The sequence below is a fragment of the Flaviramulus multivorans genome, assembly GCF_021728415.1.
GTDB lineage: Bacteria > Bacteroidota > Bacteroidia > Flavobacteriales > Flavobacteriaceae > Sabulilitoribacter > Sabulilitoribacter multivorans.
The window spans coordinates 29241-48806 of record NZ_JAKKDV010000009.1 but is presented as its reverse complement, the minus strand read 5'-3'; the positions used below and the strand labels follow the sequence as shown (position 1 = coordinate 48806).

The window sequence follows — 19566 nt, the reverse complement described above, 5'->3', positions numbered from 1 at the left end:
ATTATTTTAAGTGTTTAATTATTTTTTGACTTAAAGGATTTGTTGATGATAAATAATAGTTAATTAAATTACCATTTGTATCCACTAAATATTTTTGAAAATTCCATTTTACCTCAGAATTAATACTTCCATTATTTATTTTTTGAGTCAACCAAGTGTATAGCGGATGTTGATTTTTTCCTTTTACATCAATTTTTTCAGTAATTAAAAAAGTTACTCCGTAATTGACTTCACAAAACGATTTTATAGTATCACTATCACCAGGTTCTTGACCACCAAACTGATTACAAGGAACTCCTATAACTTGGAGTTTATCTTTATAAGCTTCATGAAGTTCTTGCATAGCTTTATATTGTGGTGTAAAACCACATTCTGAAGCAACATTTACAAATAATATATACTTTCCTTTAAATTCGGACAACTGAATAGGTTTTCCTTGTAACGAATTTATTTGAATATCGTAAATAGAGTTTACATTCATTTTTATTTGTTTTGATTTTGAAAATAGAGTAGCTAGAAATGTTGTTAATGGATTCATATTTTGAAGCTTACAATCCCACAATCCATTTCAAAAATTTGTCCAGAAATTGAAGCTGTTTTATCGGATAATAAAAACTCTGCCATATCAGCAACTTCCTCGGGATTTAAAAACTTTTTTAATGGGTGTCTTTCGGTAATGTTTTCAATCATTTTTTCGTTGCGTAATAGCTTAGAAGCTAAATCGGTATCTGTAACAGTAGGGGCAATGGCATTAATTCTAATGTTGGGAGCAAGCTCTGCGCCCAATGATTTCACTAAGCCTTCAACACCAGATTTTGCAGTAGCGATACTAGCGTGAAATGGCATACCCAACTTTGCAGCTACAGTACTGAAGAGCACTATGGCAGAAGAATTACCGTTTTTAAGTGTTGGTAAATACTTTTGAATTGATTTAACCGCACCTAAAACGTTAATATCGAAGTCATCTTTAAAATCGTCAATACTAAGTCTGGAAATGGGCTTTAAATTAATGCTACCAGGGCAATACACTAAGCCTTCTGCAGATTCAATATCTGGTAGGTCATCTTTCGTAACATCGCAAGAAAAGTGAGTTAAATTACTATGACTTATTTCAGGTTTAGTTCTACTTATGTTTATTACTTTGGAGTGCGTAAGTAATTTTTTTATAATGGCTTTTCCAATGCCCTTACTACCACCAATTACAATTATTGTTTTCATATGGTTTCAGGGCATCTTTATTTTATGGCCTACCCTTTAGCCTTTTTTCAATTTTTTGTTTAATTACTGTTAATCGTTTCATTAAATCCATTATTTCTGGATCCTTTTTCTTTTTATAAACAGAATTTAAACTTAATATTAAGTCTTTTACTTCTCTAGACGATTCAATACGTTCACTTGTTGTTTTGAAAGTGTGTTTACGTTGCTCAAATTCTAGAGCCTTATCAATAATCTCCATAAATTTTTAATGTTTGAAATTTTTATAAGAAATATAGTTTTTCTCACAATTTGACAATATAATAAAAACTAGGAGAATTATGGTTTTAATGTCTATTTATTAAGTAAAATTTAATAATTAGACTTTTTAAATGCGTTATGCACTCAAAGGTAAACCACGCAATCGTTTTTCAACTTTTCGCTTTATAACGGTTAACCTTTTCATGATATCCATTATCTTTTCATCTTTTTTTACCTTATAAATTTGGTTCAAGTCTAATATTAAGGCTTTAGCTTCTCGTGAAATTTTAACACGGTCACTAGTCGATAAAGATTTCATTTTTCTTTTTTCAAACTCTAATGCTTTGTTTATTAAATCCATGATATTAACTATTTATATAATTCTGTAATTCTGTTATTTTTTCTGAAATATTAAATTGCCCACCATAATACGCCGTTACCGTAGAGGATGTATCGTCTTTTATACCTCTCGATGACACACATAAATGTTTGGCATCTATAATTACTGCAACATCATCGGTTTCTAAGGTAGATTTTAACTCGTTTGCAATTTGGTTGGTTAAACGCTCTTGTACCTGTGGTCGCTGAGCAAAATACTGCACTATTCTGTTTAGTTTTGAAAGTCCAACAACTTTCCCTGATGATATGTAGGCCACATGTGCTTTCCCTATTATGGGTACAAAATGATGCTCGCAGTTGGAATAAAACGTAATATTTTTTTCAATCAACATCTGGTTGTATTGGTACTTGTTGTCAAATAAAGCAACCTTTGGTTTGTTGGCTGGATTTAAACCAGAAAAAATCTCATCAATATACATTTTAGCAACTCGATGAGGTGTTCCTTGTAAAGAATCATCATTCAAATCTAAGCCCATTACATCCATAATTTCCTCAAATAAAATAGCAATGCGCTCTTTCTTTTCTGAATCAGATAATTTGAAAGCATCTGGTTTCATTGGTGTTTCTAAACCTGTAGATAAATGATCGTTTCCAATGTCTTCCAATGAGAAACCATTCAAATTATTACCATTTTTTTTCGCAATTAATTTTTCTATTTGCATAGCTTCTTTTTTATGTGCTGTCTTGAAGTTTTAATTCAATCAAAGCACGTTGTTAACGTTTTGAAATATTGTTGTGTGTAATTTGTTTTTGTCTGCTGCATTTAAATCGTCCTTTTTCAAAAACTCTTAATTTTTCATGTTTGGTTTTTCTTCCTTGAACACGTTTTCGCCAAAGCCTGAAACTACTTGGTTTCAATTCTTTTCTCATGAGCTCAATAACTTGTTGCTCATCGAGTTTAAATTGATATTTAATGGCTTCAAATGTGGTTCGGTCTTCCCAGGCCATTTCAATTATTCTATCAATTTCATTTATGGTTAAATTCATACGCCTAAAAAATTATACTTTTCATCGTACCTAATCTTTTCATCAAGCATTTTTGTAAAAAAGGACTTATTCTCTTTAAAAGTTTTGTTGTTTTTAAAGTGAATGTATCTTCCTTGAGCATGAATGCTTGCACCATTTGTTTTGTATATAACTAATTGATAGTAAGGAATGGCCCAAGTAAAATTTTGAAGCCCTTTATTAATGAAAATGAGAACACCATTTTTACGCAACTCGATGTTGGCATAATTAATATCTGAAACCAGATTCATATATAACTGTAAATTTGGACTCACATCTTCAATAATCATACGTTTTGATCCGACACCTTTCATTTTAAAAGCTTCTAAAAAAGAAAAAGGCATGCCAACTAAATCGTTTAGCAACTGTTTGTACTCTTTATTAAAATGTGTTGTGTTTAATATCATTTAGTAATCTTGACACTCAAATGTACAAAATGTTTAACTTTTTATGAAATAAATTAAACAAAAATTATCATAGTACTATTGATATTTTCTATTGTACTAGTTAAAGCATTGAAAATCAGTATAGTAAATTTATAAAAATTTATTATTTAAGATTTGATTGTTAAGAATTCTTTGGCTTTCTAAAGCTAAATATATGTGGTGCTTAGTATTTATCTTGATGATTAATAATATGTTGAGCTCTTTTTTTGATTTCGTCTACATCTTGCTTTTTCATTTTATCTAAAACGCTGTACATCATTTTCATCCTAAAATTATCTTGTAATTGTGGTCTTTTAGAATCTAGAAAATGCCAGTATAGGCTATTGAATGGGCAGGCATCTTCTCCAATTTTTTTATTTTTATTGTAGTGGCAGCTGTCACAGTAATTACTCATTTGGTTAATGTATGAAGCGGAAGATACATAGGGTTTTGTTGCTATTTTACCGCCATCGGCAAATTGACTCATGCCTCGCGTGTTGGGGAGTTGCACCCATTCTACAGCATCTACATAAATCCCCAAGTACCAATGGTCCACTTCATCTGGGTGTATTTCTGTTAATAGCGCATAATTTCCAGTAATCATTAAGCGTTGAATGTGATGTGCATACCCGTTATCTAAGGAATTGTGAATAGCCTGCTTTAAGCAATTCATCTTGGTATTTCCTGTCCAGAAAAAGTCAGGTAACTTATTTTGATTATTCAATTGGTTTTGATTCTTAAATTCTGGCATTAAAGCCCAATACATACCGCGCACATATTCGCGCCATCCAATAACTTGCCTTATAAAACCTTCAACCTGGGAAATATCGATATCCTCACCATGTTTACGATAGTAATTCAAAACACTCTGCACGACATCCTTAGCAGAAATAAGTTTTAAATTCATCGCAAAAGATAATCGCGAATGAAAGAGATACGTTTCATCTGTATGCATCGCATCTTGATAATCTCCAAAATGAATTAATAACTGTTCGCAGAAATATTTTAGTTGCTCTAAAGCTTGTGCTCTGGTAATAGGATAGGAGAAGGTTTTGGTATCAAATTTACCTATTGTTTTTACTTTAGATTTTTCGATTTCAGAAACGATATCATCAACCTTGTTTTTAAATAATTTATAAGCAGGTATTTCAACATCGCCTTTCCATTTATTTCTATTGCTTTTATCGAAATTCCATTTACCACCTTCAGGTTGGCCTGCATGAATTAATATATCATGTTTTTTACGCATATCTCGATAAAAATTTTCCATGAGATACTGTTTCTTTCCTTTAAAGAAAGTTTGCAAATCGTAACGCTTGGTATAAAAATGTTCGGTAGAAAAAATGCTAGATTTTATGTTGCGCGAATTACAGAACTCGACTAATTGTTGGTCTAACCGATATTCGTCGGGTTCCAGATATTCAAAGGTTTCAATGTTGTTTTTTTCTAATAAGTGTGAAAGGTTATCAGTTAAATTTTGGTTGTTTTTTGAATCGTTAATTTTATAATAAACAACGTCGTGTCCTTTGCTTTTTAAATCTTCGGAAAACTGACGCATTGCCGCGAAAAATCCAATAACTTTTTGAATGTGATGCGTAACATAATCTGTTTCTTGACGCATTTCAAACATACAATACAAAACACTATCGTTAGTTTCTTTAAACCACGAGTGTTTCATGTTTAGTTGATCGCCAAGTATGAGTCTAAGTGTTTTCATTTAGAAAAGGGTTTCTTGTAACCATAAGTTTTGAAATTTCCCATTTGGGTCGTATCGTTCCGCTTGTAATTGCACATTAAATTTTCTATCTCTTGGATCGTTGCCTACACCCGATACATACATCCAGTTGCCATAGTTGCTATGTACATCATAATCTATGAGCATCGATTCAAAATAGGCAGCACCAATTCTCCAGTCTAGCATCAATTCTTTTGAAAAATATGAAGCGACATTCTGTCGACCTCTATTACTCATCCATCCTGTTTTTTTAAGCTCTAGCATATTCGCATTAACGAAAGGTGAGGCTATTGTTCCATTTATCCAATGCTCGACCATAGTTTGGTTGGTATTCCAGTCGTAATTTTTTTCAAGAATACCTCCAATTTTAAAAATGGCATTGCCGTGTTTTAACGAGATGTATTTAAAATAATCGCGCCAAATTAATTCGAAAATGAGCCAATACGTCGATTCGTTTTTAACGTGTTCTTTTTCAAATCTTTTAACTTCCCAATAAATTGTTCTAGGTGAAAGACTACCGTTTGCTAGCCACGGCGAAAATTTCGAACTAAAATCAGTCCCTATTAATCCGTTTCTTGTTTTCTTGTAAAAGCCCAACTTTTTAGTTTCAAAAAAATAGATATCTAGTCTTTTTAAAGCAGCGGTTTCTCCACCTTGAAATGGAAACGCGGTGTTCGCATGTGTTTCAAATTCGGAAAAACCTAAATTGCTAAGCGATGGGATTTCCGTCGGGTTATTAATTTCTAATGCTTGTTGAATTGAAAGCTCGGTTAAAGAAGGTCTTACTCGACTTTCTTTTTCTACTTTTTTTCTGAAGTTGGTAAAGACTTGAGGAATCTCTGGTATTTCTAAATTAATATCATCTGGATGAAACAAAAACTGATTGTAAATCGAATGCCATGTTACGCTTTCAGGAAGTGAAGATTTTACATTATTAATCGTTTTACATTCTTCACTGGTCCATTCGTTTTGAAGATAAATGTTCTGTATTTGATAATCTGAAACTAGATTAGGTATGATTTTTTCAGGTTGAGCGTGGTGTACAAAAAGCTCAATATTTAAAGACTTAAGTTGCTGTTTTAAATCAATAATGGTTTCAATAAGGAATTTAGCTCTGTATTTTTCTGTTTTTCTGAATCCGAATGGGTCTTTCTCGAAAAGCTGAGGTTCAAAACAAAATAAGCCTATAATTTTATCGTTTTCTGAAATAGCTTTATTTAATACGGCATTGTCATGAACGCGTAAATCGTTTTTAAACCAAACTAATCCTATGTTGTTTTGTTCCGTCTGCATCGTTCACTGCAATATTTTACATTCATCCAATTCTTTTCCCATTTTTTTCGCCAGCTGAATGGCTTTTTACAAACAACACAAGTTTTTTGTGGTAAGTTGTTTTTTTTATGATTGGACATCAACTAATTTGTTAATCATGCCGTTAAAAATTAACCCGTGAAATGGCAAAACAGTATACCAATAAAGCCTTCCCCAAAGTCCCCGAGGTCTAAAAGTTGCGGTTTGTTTTAGTAAATTATCTTCAATTTTAAATTCTAACCATGCTTCACCAGGCAATCGCATTTCAGCATATAGAAGTAGTTTCTGTTGGTCTTTATCAGCAAAAATAACACGCCAAAAGTCCAATGCATCACCTGCATCAAGTTCTGTAAGGCTTGTGCGCCCGCGTCTTAATCCAATACCACCAACAAGTTTATCGATGTAACCTCGAATACGCCATAAAAAAGTACCATAATACCATCCAGTTGTACCACCAATGGCCCAAATTTTATCGATAGTTTTTTGCGCATCTGTAATTGGTCGTTCTTTATAATCTGTAAAGCATCCGTACTTGGGGACATTAACGTATTTATGCAATTGCTTTCCCAACCTGCCGCTACTTACCATAGAATCTTTCCAACTTGAAATGATGCTATTTTGCTCTATTTTTTCAAAAGCTAAGGCAACGGCTTCTTTGTAAGTTAAAGGGTTAACGTCTAATAATGAATTAATATCGCTGGCTTTTCCAATAATTTGAACTCCCATACTGTCTACCAAAGAAGTTGCTAATTTGTATGACGTTGAGGTTACAAAATACAACCAGTAAGATGACAATTTTGGGGTCATAACTGGCACCGTACGAATGTATCGCTTTAAGCCTCTTACTTCAGCAAATTGTAACAGCATTTGTTTGTAGGTTAACACTTCCGGACCAAAAACATCGTAAGATTTATTGTAAACCGCTTCGTTACCTGCAGCTCTGGTTAAAAATGCTAATACATCGCGAACCGCTAATGGTTGCGTTTTGGTATTTAACCATTTAGGCGCAATCATTACTGGGAGTTTTTCAACGAGATCTCTTATGATTTCAAATGATGAACTACCGGAACCCACAATAATTCCAGCTTTAAAAATGGTTAAGGCATAGTTTGAAGATTCTAACAGCTCTTCAACGTTTTTTCTAGATTGTAAATGTTTTGAAAGCTTATCTTCATTGGTAATACCGCTTAAATAAATAACCTGCTTAACATCTGTAAATTCCAGAGCTTCTTTAAAATTAACGGCACATCGCTCTTCTAAAGATTTAAAATCTTTGGAGGTGTTAGACATAGAATGAATAAGATAATAAGCAATATCTATGTCTTTCGGAATGTTGTGTAAAGTTTCAGGTTTTAAAAAATCGACTTCAACAACATCAATCAGTTCTTCTTCAAAATAACTTTTCTCAGCTCGTAACTTGTCTCTAACGGCACAAACCACTTGATGCCCTTCATTAACTAAAAAGGGAACAATGCGTTTACCAATATATCCTGTTGCACCAGTTACAAGTATTTTCATGACTTAGTTTAATACGCATTGCACGAATTATTACTAATTCGAAGATTAATTTAGAAACTAGCTTTTAGTTCTTTTGGGCGTTGGTAGCCATAGCGTGTTTTGGTTTCTGGAATCACGTATCCGTCTAAACCATTAATTGCAGCTACTTTGGCTTTTGTTAAGTTAACAAAACCATCGTCCTCCACCAAATCGCCATTAATATATAAACCCACAATTTTACCAATAACTAAAATAGTATTGTTGGCTTTAATATTATACTCTTCAACAAATTGCATTGCTAATTGAATAGGCGCTTCCTTTACAAAAGGCGCCAAAAACTCAGATTTATATTCTGATTTTAATTGAGTCGCATCAAATTCAGAAATTGAAGCATCATATTTCGCAGAGGTATGATGTGCTTCTTCAGTTATGTTTTGATGAATATGATTTATGGTATAAAATCCTGTGGATTTTAAATTTTCGTAGGTGTTTCTAATGACTGTTGTTGGCCTTAAAAAGAAACCAAGCATAGCAGGACTTGAGCCTATATGTGTTACTGAACTAAAAACTGCTACATTTTCAATACCATTAACAGATTTTGTTCCGATAAGGTTGGCCGATTTGTATCCAGAACAACTATTTATCAAGTTGATTTTGTAGATATGCTCTAAATTCTCTATGTCGGATTCACTAAAATAAGTCATGATAATTTCAGATAATTATTGATTTGAATATCTTGAGCTTTTAAATCGAACATGAGGTTGTAAAGTCCAAAAAACGTACGATTAATGTAAATGAAGTGTTTCGAACCACGATTACCATTCATCTTTTTTAAATCGGTACTTTTTGAATAGCGTTCACCTAATTCGGCAATTTTACCAAAGAATTCGCCATCGGAAAAATCGAAAGTATCTTGATGAAAAGGCTGTGTGAACAAACTCAGCATATCGTGAAACATGGCTGTGAAAAATTCTAACTCTTCCTTGCTATCGTCGTTTCTTAGAATTTCAAGTTCGTACAATTTATCAATAAAATACGCTTTGTTACTAATGTTTTCTTTTTTGGCTAGTTCAAAATAGGGTGTATAAAATGCCATAGGTATGGTTTTCATACACCCAAAGTCTAGTGCTATTAATTCTCCTTTTTCAGAAACTAAGAAATTCCCCGGATGCGGATCTGCATGTACTTTTTTCAGATTATGAATTTGGTACATGTAAAAATCCCAAAGGGCCTGTCCTAGTTTATTGGCTTTTTCTTGATCTTGATTGTATGCAGTAAACTCAGAGAGGTGCTCACCAACCATATAATCCATGGTAATGATGCGTTCTGAGGATAAATTTTCGTAATAGTTTGGAAACGATAAATTAGAAATGTGCGAACATGCTTTGGCAATTTCCTTACTTTGTTCAATCTCTAAAATATAGTTGGTTTCTTCAACCAGTTTGTTTTCAACTTCCTTAAAGTATTTATCAGAATCTTTTCCTTTGATATTAAACATACTCATAGCAACAGGTTTAACCATAGCTAAATCTGAAGCAATACTTTCCGCAACTCCTGGGTATTGGATTTTCACAGCAAGTTTTTTCCCATTCTTTTCTGCTAAGTGCACCTGACCGATGCTGGCAGCGTTTACAGAAGTTGCGTTGAAAGTATCGAATATATCATTTGGATGTTTTCCAAAATATTTTTTAAATGTTTTGATTACTAATGGTGGCGATAATGGTGGTACCGAAAATTGTGCTAAGGAAAATTTCTCCACATAAGCCTGGGGAAGTATACTTTTTTCCATGCTTAGCATTTGTGCCACTTTAAGCGCACTTCCTTTGAGTTGTTTTAGCCCGTCGTAAATATCGGTCGCATTGTTTTTGTTTAAACGTGCTTTGGCAACTTCTTCGGTATTTACAATCTTGTCGCCGTAATATTTCAAGTAATTCACACCAACTTTAGCACCCGTTGACACCAGTTTGGTGGCACGTTGTATTTTTGAAGTTGGTATTCTATCTATAGTTTTCATAAGGTCTTAGTTCATTTGAAATTTTTCTTTAAACAGAAACTTTCCTAAATCTAACACGCTTTTAAGCGGCGCAATATCTAGTACGTCAAAAGTAGTGTTGACTGATTTTTCTATGAAAATATCGGTCTTCTCGAAAGATGCTGACGTATCGTCTAACCAGAATTTTATGGTGAGTAACAATTGTAACCACGCCGATTCTTTCAGCGCTTTATCTTGAATTTTTTCTATTTGCTCTTGCTTAATCTCTAACATTTGAATACCCAAAGCACCAATGTATGCGGTAAAGTGTTGCTTTAAACCAGAAAGCATTTTTAACCCTTTTAAGTCGCTTTTATATTTGTCTAAAACGTGTGTTACATAACTGCGGTTGGCGGTAAGGTTTTCAAAGAAGGTATAGTAGAAACTTAATAGTTTGTTTCTGGCATCAAAAATGTTGTAATCCTCATTATTGTTAAGTGCTTCTAAAGAGTTTACAAAAAAGGCTTCGAAAATTCCTTTCTCTATAGCTTCGAACGATGCAAAATGTTCGTAGAATTTAGCCTCGTCAAAATTATTGGCTTTTGCGAAGGCGTAAACACTTTTTGGATTTTGGTCGTGCTCTAACACATAACCCATATAATTGGTAATGATATCCTTTTTTGAAACGGTTTTTTTCTTTGCCATAACTTCTAAATTTGATGTAAAGATATAAAATGTTTAATAAATATTAAAAAAAGTTAAACAAAATATTTTATGGTATGATAAGATAATCTTATAGATGCTAAAAACTATGGGGTTGTGTTAGGGATTGTAGTGGTAGCTTTTGGCGAGGGGAGCATTGAGCCAAAACTTTAACGGAAAGCCCGACCCTTGGGGAACATCCAAATATTTATTTTAATTAGACCTTTTTTTAAGTTTTTGTTAACACTAATCGAAATTTTGATGTGTAATTTTAATGCAGACATATATCTATAAACTATTAATACTATCAAAATGAAAAAACTATTATTACTTTTATTAGCTTTTACTACTGTTTATGCAGTAAATGCGCAAATTCAAACACCAGCACCAAGTCCGTCTTCTAAGGTGGAACAAATGGTTGGTTTAACTACGGTAAATTTAGATTACTCGCGCCCTGGTGTTAAGGGAAGAACTATTTTTGGAGATTTAGTGCCTTATGGAAAACTTTGGAGAACAGGTGCAAATGCCAGAACAAAAGTAACATTTAGTACAGATGTTGCTGTTGATGGAAAAGAACTAAAAGCAGGAACTTATGCTATTTTTACTATCCCAAATGCTGAATCTTGGGATGTTATATTTTACACCGAATACGGTGGAGGAGGAGTACCTGCTGAATTGGATGAAACGAAAGTAGCTGCTAAAGTAACTGCACCAGTGTACCCTGTTCCTTTTAATGTTGAGACATTTACCATGGATGTTAATAATATTACAAACAGCAGTGCGACTTTAGAGTTTATCTGGGAAAAAACATATGTTGCAGTTCCTTTTACTGTACCTACGGATGCTGCCGTTGTTGCAAGCATTAAAAGTGTAATGAACGGACCAAGCGCTAACGATTATTTTCAGTCGGCTCAATATTATTTAGCTGAAGGTAAAGATATCAACGAAGCCAAAAAGTGGATTGATAAGGCTGTTGAGATGACCAAAGATCAACCGCGTTTTTGGTTTTTAAGATTACAATCTTTAGTTCATGCAAAAGCAGGAGATAAAGCCGGTGCCATTGCAGCAGCTAAAAAATCTTTAGAAGGAGCACAGAAAGCAGGAAATGATGATTATATAAAAATGAATAAAGAGTCCTTAAAAGAATGGGGAGCTATGTAATTCAGATTATTAGAAATAAAAAAAACGTAACCAATTTGGTTACGTTTTTTTTTGCTAATCACTGTCTTCTAAAAAGAAAATGTCCTCAACAGGTTTTTTAAAATACTTAGCAATTTTTAGTGAAAGTACTGTAGATGGTACATATTTGTGTTTTTCCATAGCATTAATAGTTTGCCTACTAACACCAATTTTTTCGGCTAAATCTGCCTGGGTCATATCATGAATTGCGCGTTGTACTTTTATGTTATTCTTCATGACTCGCCGATTTTAGTTTTAAGAAATTGAATCGAATAATAAAGAATAGCAATGGTGTAAACATATTAAAGACTAAAACATGAAAATAGGCTAAATCATAAATAAATACGGTAGCAAAGAGTAATACGGCATAATTAAAAATTATCGCCCAAACTAAAGAATCTTTCCTTAGTTTATAGATGAATTCGTCTTCAATTTTTTCTTTTGAAAACCCAACTAAAAGCCCTCCAATAATAATTGTAATTGTTATAAGTTCGTCAACAATACTGTTTTCTTCGATGTTAAAGAAAGACGGTTTTCCATTAACGGTTACATTAAGGCCATTATAAACTGAAAGTACTTTGGTTGTTAGAGCATTAGATTCATAACCATTGACTATAAATATAACTCCAGCTATTATCCCTAGAATTAATAGTAACCAGCCTATGGTTTTGTACTTGTTTGGTAATAAATAATTTGATTGCATAACTGTTTGTTTTAAAATTGATATTTCAAAAGTAAAATAAACTTTACATATAGACAAATAAAATTAACATAAAGTATAAAAAACCATACTTTTAATATTAATAGTTAAGTTTTATGACGCCTCTTACGTCGTCTAAAAGTTTGATGAGCTTATTACTAAAATCAAAGGACATTAAATCACTTTCTATTTTTCCTTGTTTAATAAGCTGATTAAAATGGTTGATTTCAAAATTATAGCCATTGGTATTATATCCGAACTCAACAACATCTTCTTCGTTTCCATTTATTATAATTGAGACCGTAGAAGGTGCATGAAATTGTCTGTTAATTTTGATTATTCCTTTCTCACAAGTAAAAATGGCTTCCGTTGCCAATTCTTCAAGTAAAGAACTTTTTAAATAGGCTTTAACATCATTATCATAAAAAAAGGTTATATCACAAGATGAGTCAGCACCGTTTTCAAAGAACGTGCTATTAGCGTCAATTTCATTGGGCATTCCTAGGGATGATAACGCTGCAAAAATAGGGTAGATGCCAATATCTAATAAACTACCACCACCCAACTCTTTTTTAAAGAGTCTTGATGCGTCATTAAACTCTCTATAAAACCCAAAGCTTGCTTCTAACTTTAAAACGTTTCCATAGGTTTTGTTTTTAATTAGATTCAATGCATACTGATAGTGCGGTAGAAAGCGTGTCCATAGAGCTTCCATAAGAAGCAGTTTTTTATCTTTTGCCAGAGCAATCATGTCATTCACCTCTTGAGCATCCATGGCAAAAGGCTTTTCACATAAAACGGCCTTACCATGATTCAAACACAATAAAGTGTTTTCTTTATGTAAAACGTGTGGTGTGGCAATATAAACTGCATCAACATTTGAGTCACTTGCTAAAGATTCATACGAGTCGTATGCTTTAGTAGCATTGTATTTCTGAGCAAATTCGTCTGCTTTATTTTGAGATCTCGAGGCAACAGCGTATAATTCCGCGCCTTCAACTCCTGATAAATCTTTGGCAAATTTATTAGCTATATTTCCTAAACCAATAATGCCCCAACGAATAGTTTTAAGATGTAATTGTTTTTCCATTTGGTGTTAAAAATTGAAGACTACAGGCAATAATAACTACTATTAAACATCCCACAAAGTTCAACCATAAAAAAGGAAGGTTAATTATTTCGTATTCATTTAGAAAAAATAGCGCAATCACAATTACTTGGGTTATTAATGCTGCAATAAAAACAGCATTTCCTTTTACAAATTTAAAGAAGAAGGCTAGTAAAAAAATACCTAAAACATTACCATAAAAAATGGAACCAATAATATTTACTAACTGAATTAAATTTTCGGCAAGATTAGCAACACACGCAACACCAATAGCCATAATACCCCAAACAAGCGTAAACCATTTGGAGGCTTTTACCATTTGTTCTTCAGTTTTATCGCTTACATTTCTTTTGTACAAATCAATAGTCGTTGTTGAACCTAAAGCATTTAGCTCGCTAGCAGTACTTGACATAGCTGCACTTAAAATAACAGCTAGTAATAAGCCAATTAAACCTCGGGGTAAATTGTTTAAAATAAAATGAATAAAAACGTAGTCTTTATCATTGCTCTCCACTTTTACACTTTGATTTTCAGAGGCTTTGTCAATCAATAATCGTGCTTCTGTTCTGATATCGTCGTGAGCTTCATTAGCTAATTCTATATATTTTGAGGCATTTGGAGACTCTTCGTTTATAAAAGATTTTATAATTTTCTGTTTATCATTAAAAACCTTTTTCTGTTCATTTTGAAGTGCTTTATAGTCTTCAGCGTATTCAGAATTTAAAACGACCTCAGTTGCAGTTGGATTGAAGTTTATAGGAGCTTCGTTAAATTGATAAAAAACAAACACCATGACTCCAACTAACAAAATAAAAAACTGCATCGGTACTTTTAACAAACCGTTAAAAATAAGTCCTAGCTGCATTTCTTTTACTGATTTACCAGAAAGATAACGTTGTACTTGACTTTGATCAGTTCCAAAATAAGAGAGCATTAAAAATGTACCACCAATAATTCCACTCCAGAAGGTATAACGATTGTTTAAGTTGAATGAGAAGTCTAAAACTTCCATTTTTCCACTGGCTCCTGCAATATCTAAAGCTTTTCGAAATGTAATATCCTGCGGCAACTTATCTACTATTAAAAAGAAAGCCACTAACATTCCAATAAAAATAACAATCATTTGATGCTTTTGTGTCACGTTTACAGCACGCGTGCCCCCTGAAACTGTGTAAATTATAACCAATAGTCCTATTACAATGTTTAAGGTTAATAAATCCCAACCTAATACAACCGATAATATAATGGCAGGAGCAAATATGGTTATTCCCGCTGCTAAACCTCGCTGAATTAAAAATAAAATGGCGGCGAGCGTTCTGGTTTTTAAGTCGAATCGGTTTTCTAAAAACTCATAAGCGGTATAGACTTTCAGGCGATGATATAAAGGAATAAATACCATACATATTACCACCATAGCTATTGGTAGTCCAAAGTAAAACTGAACAAAGCCCATACCATCATTAAAGGCTTGCCCTGGCGTTGATAAAAATGTAATAGCACTAGCTTGAGTAGCCATTACGGATAAGCCAATAGTCCACCATTTTGATGTATTACCACCTTTTAAATAGTCTTGTACATTTTTACTACCACGAGTTTGGTAGGTGCCATAGGCAACTATAGCTATTAATGTAACACAAAGTACTGTCCAATCTATCCAATTTAATAAATGCATAGATTAAAAGGCTTTTGTTATTAAATAAAAAAGGATAAAATAAAGGGCATTCGCTATTAAAACTATGGAATATAGTTTTAACCAAGGTTGTTTTTTCTGTTGTTCTTCAGACATTTTAATCGGTTAATTTGGCTTCTAGTTTCAAGTCTTCTTTCCCGATGGAAAGCATATTGGCAAACAATCTATAGGCACCCGAAACTCCTTCAGGGAACTCTCTAAAAAAGCTTAAACCTGTGTATATATAATAGCCTTTGCCATGCTTTGCAACTAATAAACTACCATCTTTAGGCGTTTCGCCTTGGTCGTTCATTGATAAAACCGGTGTAAACTCTTCAGCCCATTCATCAGGGAAATACAACCCTCGTTCTTGTGTCCATCCCTCAAAATCTTTTGGAGTAATCTTGTTTGGGTAATTAAGAATCTCATGGTTAGGGTTTAAAAAACTTACTTTGGCATTTTCATCGGTTACTCTATCTCGAGATAGCTTTAAATTATAAGGGGCTAAATCATCAACTTTCAAACCTCTGCTTGTATTATATTGTACAATCATATTGCCACCATTAGCAACAAAATCAAATAATTGCTGTTGCTTAAATTTTAAATTATCAAGCGTGTTATAAGCTCTTATTCCAACTACAACGGCATCAAATCTGCTTAAAGTTTCAGCATTTATATCGTCAGGGTTCAATACTAAAACATTATAGCCAATTTGTTGTAAACTTTCAGGAACCACATCACCAGCACCTTGAATATAGCCAATGTTTTCACCTTTCTTTTTAATGTCAAGACGCACAATTTTACTTTCACTAGGAAGTAAAACGGTTTGAAAAGGGATATGTTCATAGTTAATTTCAATTAATTCTTTAGTGTAGTTTTTGTCACCAATGCTAACGATTGGACTGATAAAGCCTTCATTTTGATTTTTTGGAGGAATTATTGTAAAAACCAACGATTGTTCTTCACCTTTATTTTCGATTGTTATTTTTTGTTTTTCTGGAAAAACACTCCAGTCATTTGGATGGCAAACTTCTACGACGCCTTCTAGATTATCTTTTCCAGCTTTTACGACTACAGTTATATCTCGTTGTTTGTCATTTTCAAAAATGATGACTTTCTCGGTTATTTTAGCAGAAGCTTCAGGAATGATTTCAAACGGACGATATAATTCGCCTTTTTCTGGTTTTGAGTAACGCTGAACCACATCCTTCGTAAAAGTAACGGGAACATTATTTATTGAAACATTGAAATCTACTTGGTAAGTTCTTGGTGTTTCGGGTAACCCTATTAAGTTTTTATCATCTACTTGATACATCCCTAAAGTTCCTTTTGTAGTAAGCCAATAAGGTGTTGTTGGTTGTGCATCATTTTCAATTTTAATAACTTCATTAAAATTATATTGATTATTGTTTTCAAGTATCATGTTTTTCGAAATAGTAATACCATTACAAGTTGTCATGCTTACAAGCGTAATTGGTAATTTACTTCTGTTTAAAACCTCAATATCTAACTTAATGTTTTCGTTTTGCGTAGCCCAATTGGTTTCAGCGGAAGCCTCTAAATACAAACCAGCACACATCTCAATAACAGCTTTTATCTCTCGTACTTTTTGAGTTTTCCAGTGCTCATTTTCTAATTTATTAATTAATTTATAAGCTTCTAGTAACTGTGGAATATGTTCTGAAGGATTTTTAAAATTAAAATGGCTCTCAATTTTACTTAAAATATCAGCAATAGGTTTTCCGCCTTTTACTCTATTCCATGAAGTATCAATACCGGCAAAAATATTTTGGTTATCGGTTAAAGGATCACCTTTTAAAAACTCAATATATTCGTTTTGTGAACCACGTTGTGCTGAACGCCCAAAACCTTGACTTAAATGTTGACTACTGGCTAACGATGCAATTTCGTTGTTTGAAAGCCCTTTTAATGGATAATAGGTACCAATATCGAAACTAATCATATTGCTTTTGTCGGCCTTATCAAAGTTTTCCTGACTGCCATAAAACCACCAACCGGTGTTAAAAAATAAGCGTTTTGGCTGCCAAATACTCATACCTTTGTGTAAGTTAGGATACGAAGATTCATTACCAGCTAAATCAAAGGCTTCCATACTAAGCATTGCAGAACTGGTATGATGACCGTGTGTAGAACCTGGAGTTCGGTGGTCAAACCTGTTTATTATTACGTCGGGTTTAAATTTCCTGATGGCTAAAACAACATCGCTTAGAACAGCATCTTTATTCCAAATTTCAAGGGTTTCCTCTGGATGTTTAGAATAACCAAAATCGTTCGCTCTGGTAAAAAGTTGTTCGCCACCATCAACACGTCTGGCAGCTAATAATTCTTGCGTTCTTATCACACCCAATAATTCTCGAATTTCAGGACCAATAAGGTTTTGCCCACCATCACCTCGTGTTAACGATAAATACGCTGTACGAGCTTTTAAGTGATTAGATAGGTAAGATATTAATCGTGTATTCTCATCATCTGGATGTGCTGCAACGTATAAAACGGACCCTAAAAAGTTTAACTTTTGGATGGATTCATAAATCTGAGAAGATGAAGGTGTTTGAGGTTTTTGAGCTTGCGTAAGCAAAAAAGAAAAGGTAATTAATAAAAAATAAAGTATTTTTTTTTGCATCTTAATTTTATTAGCTAAAATCAAATATAAAAAAGAAACCAGCACTTATGCTGGTTTTAATTTTTATTTAACGCTTTATCACGTTAAACATTACATTATAAATTTATATTTTTTTGTAATTCATTTTTTCAGTTTCTGGTTCTGCGGGTATGATACTTCTTTGGTTTTGATTAAAAAATAGTTGTTGAATAGAATCCATACGTTTCATCATACTTTTAATGTGAGTATCTTGATTCATAAAACCATCAAAGAAAAAGTTTTCAGGATTAAAATGTCCTGTAATTGAATCGCGTTTAAAAAAATCGTTAAAAAAGGAGTCATTAAAAAAAGAATGGTTGTTAAAATGGCGCTGAAACTGCATTTTTATGCTATCGTTTAATTTCCCATTTGATGAGTAGCTGTAAGAGTAAATAGAATCATAACGTGTTAAATTACCGTATTCGTCATATTCTTTGTTAACTTGAATATTCTCGTCTGGTTTAATGGCAGGTTCTTTGTTTTCTTGTTGTTTTTGTTGGCCAGAACAATTAAAAAATATAAGAAAGAAAATCGGGATAATTTTAAGTGTTTTCATTTTTTGATACATTTTAAATTAAACAAATAATCATGTAAAAAAGCGACAAAAAGTGTACCATGACAGGGTTGTGTCATTTTAAGATTTTGTTAAAATATTCTGGGTTTTTTCAAGAATTTGTTAAAGCCACTTTTTCTTCTTGAAATAATAAAGCATTCCTAAAAAAAGAACCACCATAACACCCCATAAAATAAAGTAAGAGTATTTATATTTTAGTTCTGGAATGTATTCAAAATTCATCCCGTAAATACCGGCAATAAAGGTTAATGGTATAAAAATGGAAGCCATTATGGTAAGCACCTTCATTACTTCATTCATTTTATTACTTATGGTAGTCATGTACATATCCATCAATCCCCAAATCATCTCTCGGTAAATATCTATGTTTTCAGACACTTGAATTAAATGGTCGTAAACATCTCGGTAATAAGTAATAGTTTTTTTTTGAATTAGGGTATTTTCGTTTTTTTCAATGCGATTGATAACTTCGCGAAGGGGGAAAATAGCACGTCGAACTCTTAAAATTTCTCGTTTTAAATTTTGTATATCCTTACTTATGTCGTCATTTATGTTACCAGAAAAAATTTCAGATTCAAAATCTTCAATTTTATCACCTAAAACCTCAATAACACTAAAGTAATGGTCGACAATAGAGTCAATTAAAACATACAATAAATAGTCAGACTGCAAGGTTCTAACTCTACCTTTATTATTTCTTATGCGGTCTCTTACATTATCAAAAACATCGCCTTCAGCTTCCTGAAATGATAGCACATAATCTTTACCTAAAACAAAGCTTACTTGCTCGGATACCATTTTATCATTAGTATCATAATAAAGCATTTTTAAGGCTATAAAAATATAGTCGTCGTACTCATCAATTTTAGGACGCTGAGATACATTAACAATGTCTTCGAGCACGAGTGGATGTAATTCGTAATGGTCTCCAATTTTTTCAATGGCATCAACATGATTTAAACCATTTATATTTATCCAAGTAATAGAGCCATACTCAAAATTAAAGCATTCTTCAACATTAATAAGTTCTTTTTCGATGTACTTATCTTTGGTATAATCAAAGGCTTCAATAAATAGTTTTTGGTCTGGTTTATTCCCAGTATATATAACACTTCCAGGGACTTGTCCTAAAAGCTTTTTAGAAGATAATTTTCTCTTTTTACCCATTAAAAA

General features: G+C 32.8%; 22 protein-coding genes. 1 reads left to right on the top strand and 21 read right to left on the bottom strand.

Going from position 1 to position 19566, the window contains the following annotated elements:
* Position 1: 1 nt before the first annotated feature.
* From L3X39_RS14560 to L3X39_RS14495, 14 genes are all read right to left on the bottom strand, one after another.
* Positions 2–538 (bottom strand): glutathione peroxidase, encoded by a 537-nt coding sequence (locus L3X39_RS14560; protein ID WP_237232596.1) that lies wholly within the window; start codon positions 536–538, stop codon positions 2–4.
* Positions 535–1218 carry an SDR family NAD(P)-dependent oxidoreductase gene (locus L3X39_RS14555; protein ID WP_237232595.1) on the bottom strand — a complete coding sequence of 228 codons (684 nt, stop codon included), beginning with the start codon at positions 1216–1218 and terminating at the stop codon, positions 535–537. Before L3X39_RS14555 ends, L3X39_RS14560 begins: the two co-directional genes overlap by 4 nt.
* Positions 1219–1240: 22 nt before the next feature.
* Positions 1241–1456 carry a hypothetical protein gene (locus L3X39_RS14550; RefSeq protein ID WP_237232594.1) on the bottom strand — a complete coding sequence of 72 codons (216 nt, stop codon included), beginning with the start codon at positions 1454–1456 and terminating at the stop codon, positions 1241–1243.
* Positions 1457–1591: 135 nt separating this feature from the next.
* A complete protein-coding gene (locus L3X39_RS14545; protein WP_237232593.1) occupies positions 1592–1816 on the bottom strand; it encodes a hypothetical protein in 225 nt (74 codons plus the stop codon).
* A 4-nt stretch (positions 1817–1820) separates the two neighbouring features.
* Complete coding sequence (folE, locus tag L3X39_RS14540) at positions 1821–2516, bottom strand: GTP cyclohydrolase I FolE (RefSeq protein ID WP_237232592.1); 696 nt, start codon at positions 2514–2516, stop codon at positions 1821–1823.
* A 52-nt stretch (positions 2517–2568) separates the two neighbouring features.
* Positions 2569–2841, bottom strand: coding sequence for a TIGR03643 family protein (locus L3X39_RS14535; RefSeq protein ID WP_237232591.1), 273 nt, complete (start codon positions 2839–2841; stop codon positions 2569–2571).
* Complete coding sequence (locus L3X39_RS14530) at positions 2838–3266, bottom strand: hypothetical protein (protein WP_237232590.1); 429 nt, start codon at positions 3264–3266, stop codon at positions 2838–2840. Before L3X39_RS14530 ends, L3X39_RS14535 begins: the two co-directional genes overlap by 4 nt.
* Before the next feature lie 202 nt (positions 3267–3468).
* Positions 3469–5001 carry a cryptochrome/photolyase family protein gene (locus L3X39_RS14525; RefSeq protein ID WP_237232589.1) on the bottom strand — a complete coding sequence of 511 codons (1533 nt, stop codon included), beginning with the start codon at positions 4999–5001 and terminating at the stop codon, positions 3469–3471.
* Complete coding sequence (locus L3X39_RS14520; protein WP_237232588.1) at positions 5002–6312, bottom strand: DASH family cryptochrome; 1311 nt, start codon at positions 6310–6312, stop codon at positions 5002–5004.
* Entirely contained in the window at positions 6288–6431 is a 144-nt protein-coding gene (locus tag L3X39_RS14515; protein ID WP_237232587.1) for a DUF2256 domain-containing protein, read from the bottom strand. The genes L3X39_RS14520 and L3X39_RS14515 overlap by 25 nt, the downstream gene beginning before the upstream one ends.
* Complete coding sequence (locus L3X39_RS14510; RefSeq protein WP_237232586.1) at positions 6418–7848, bottom strand: SDR family oxidoreductase; 1431 nt, start codon at positions 7846–7848, stop codon at positions 6418–6420. The genes L3X39_RS14515 and L3X39_RS14510 overlap by 14 nt, the downstream gene beginning before the upstream one ends.
* 50 nt (positions 7849–7898) lie before the next feature.
* Positions 7899–8531: a flavin reductase family protein gene (locus tag L3X39_RS14505; RefSeq protein WP_237232585.1), complete on the bottom strand. Its 633-nt coding sequence runs from the start codon at positions 8529–8531 to the stop codon at positions 7899–7901.
* Entirely contained in the window at positions 8528–9841 is a 1314-nt protein-coding gene (locus tag L3X39_RS14500; RefSeq protein WP_237232584.1) for an ABC1 kinase family protein, read from the bottom strand. Before L3X39_RS14500 ends, L3X39_RS14505 begins: the two co-directional genes overlap by 4 nt.
* Before the next feature lie 6 nt (positions 9842–9847).
* The gene (locus L3X39_RS14495) at positions 9848–10504 is read right to left on the bottom strand and encodes a TetR family transcriptional regulator C-terminal domain-containing protein (RefSeq protein WP_237232583.1); all 657 of its coding nucleotides are present in this window, start codon (positions 10502–10504) and stop codon (positions 9848–9850) included.
* A gap of 309 nt (positions 10505–10813) precedes the next feature.
* Here L3X39_RS14495 and L3X39_RS14490 point away from each other — a divergent pair, with 309 nt between their 5' ends.
* Positions 10814–11662 (top strand): DUF2911 domain-containing protein, encoded by an 849-nt coding sequence (locus L3X39_RS14490; protein ID WP_237232582.1) that lies wholly within the window; start codon positions 10814–10816, stop codon positions 11660–11662.
* A 54-nt stretch (positions 11663–11716) separates the two neighbouring features.
* On the opposite strand, the gene L3X39_RS14485 is transcribed toward L3X39_RS14490, so the two are convergent.
* The 7 genes from L3X39_RS14485 to corA all read right to left on the bottom strand — a co-directional run bounded on the left by L3X39_RS14485 (position 11717) and on the right by corA (position 19560).
* Positions 11717–11917: a helix-turn-helix transcriptional regulator gene (locus L3X39_RS14485; protein ID WP_237232581.1), complete on the bottom strand. Its 201-nt coding sequence runs from the start codon at positions 11915–11917 to the stop codon at positions 11717–11719.
* Entirely contained in the window at positions 11907–12383 is a 477-nt protein-coding gene (locus L3X39_RS14480) for a hypothetical protein (RefSeq protein ID WP_237232580.1), read from the bottom strand. The genes L3X39_RS14485 and L3X39_RS14480 overlap by 11 nt, the downstream gene beginning before the upstream one ends.
* A 97-nt stretch (positions 12384–12480) precedes the next feature.
* Positions 12481–13470: a Gfo/Idh/MocA family protein gene (locus tag L3X39_RS14475; RefSeq protein ID WP_237232579.1), complete on the bottom strand. Its 990-nt coding sequence runs from the start codon at positions 13468–13470 to the stop codon at positions 12481–12483.
* Positions 13448–15160 carry a sodium:solute symporter family protein gene (locus L3X39_RS14470; protein WP_237232578.1) on the bottom strand — a complete coding sequence of 571 codons (1713 nt, stop codon included), beginning with the start codon at positions 15158–15160 and terminating at the stop codon, positions 13448–13450. The genes L3X39_RS14475 and L3X39_RS14470 overlap by 23 nt, the downstream gene beginning before the upstream one ends.
* A 115-nt stretch (positions 15161–15275) precedes the next feature.
* Positions 15276–17801 (bottom strand): PIG-L family deacetylase, encoded by a 2526-nt coding sequence (locus tag L3X39_RS14465; RefSeq protein WP_237232577.1) that lies wholly within the window; start codon positions 17799–17801, stop codon positions 15276–15278.
* 103 nt (positions 17802–17904) lie between these two features.
* Positions 17905–18375 carry a hypothetical protein gene (locus tag L3X39_RS14460; protein ID WP_237232576.1) on the bottom strand — a complete coding sequence of 157 codons (471 nt, stop codon included), beginning with the start codon at positions 18373–18375 and terminating at the stop codon, positions 17905–17907.
* Positions 18376–18495: 120 nt separating this feature from the next.
* A complete protein-coding gene (corA, locus tag L3X39_RS14455; RefSeq protein ID WP_237232575.1) occupies positions 18496–19560 on the bottom strand; it encodes a magnesium/cobalt transporter CorA in 1065 nt (354 codons plus the stop codon).
* Between the last annotated feature and the right edge of the window lie 6 nt (positions 19561–19566).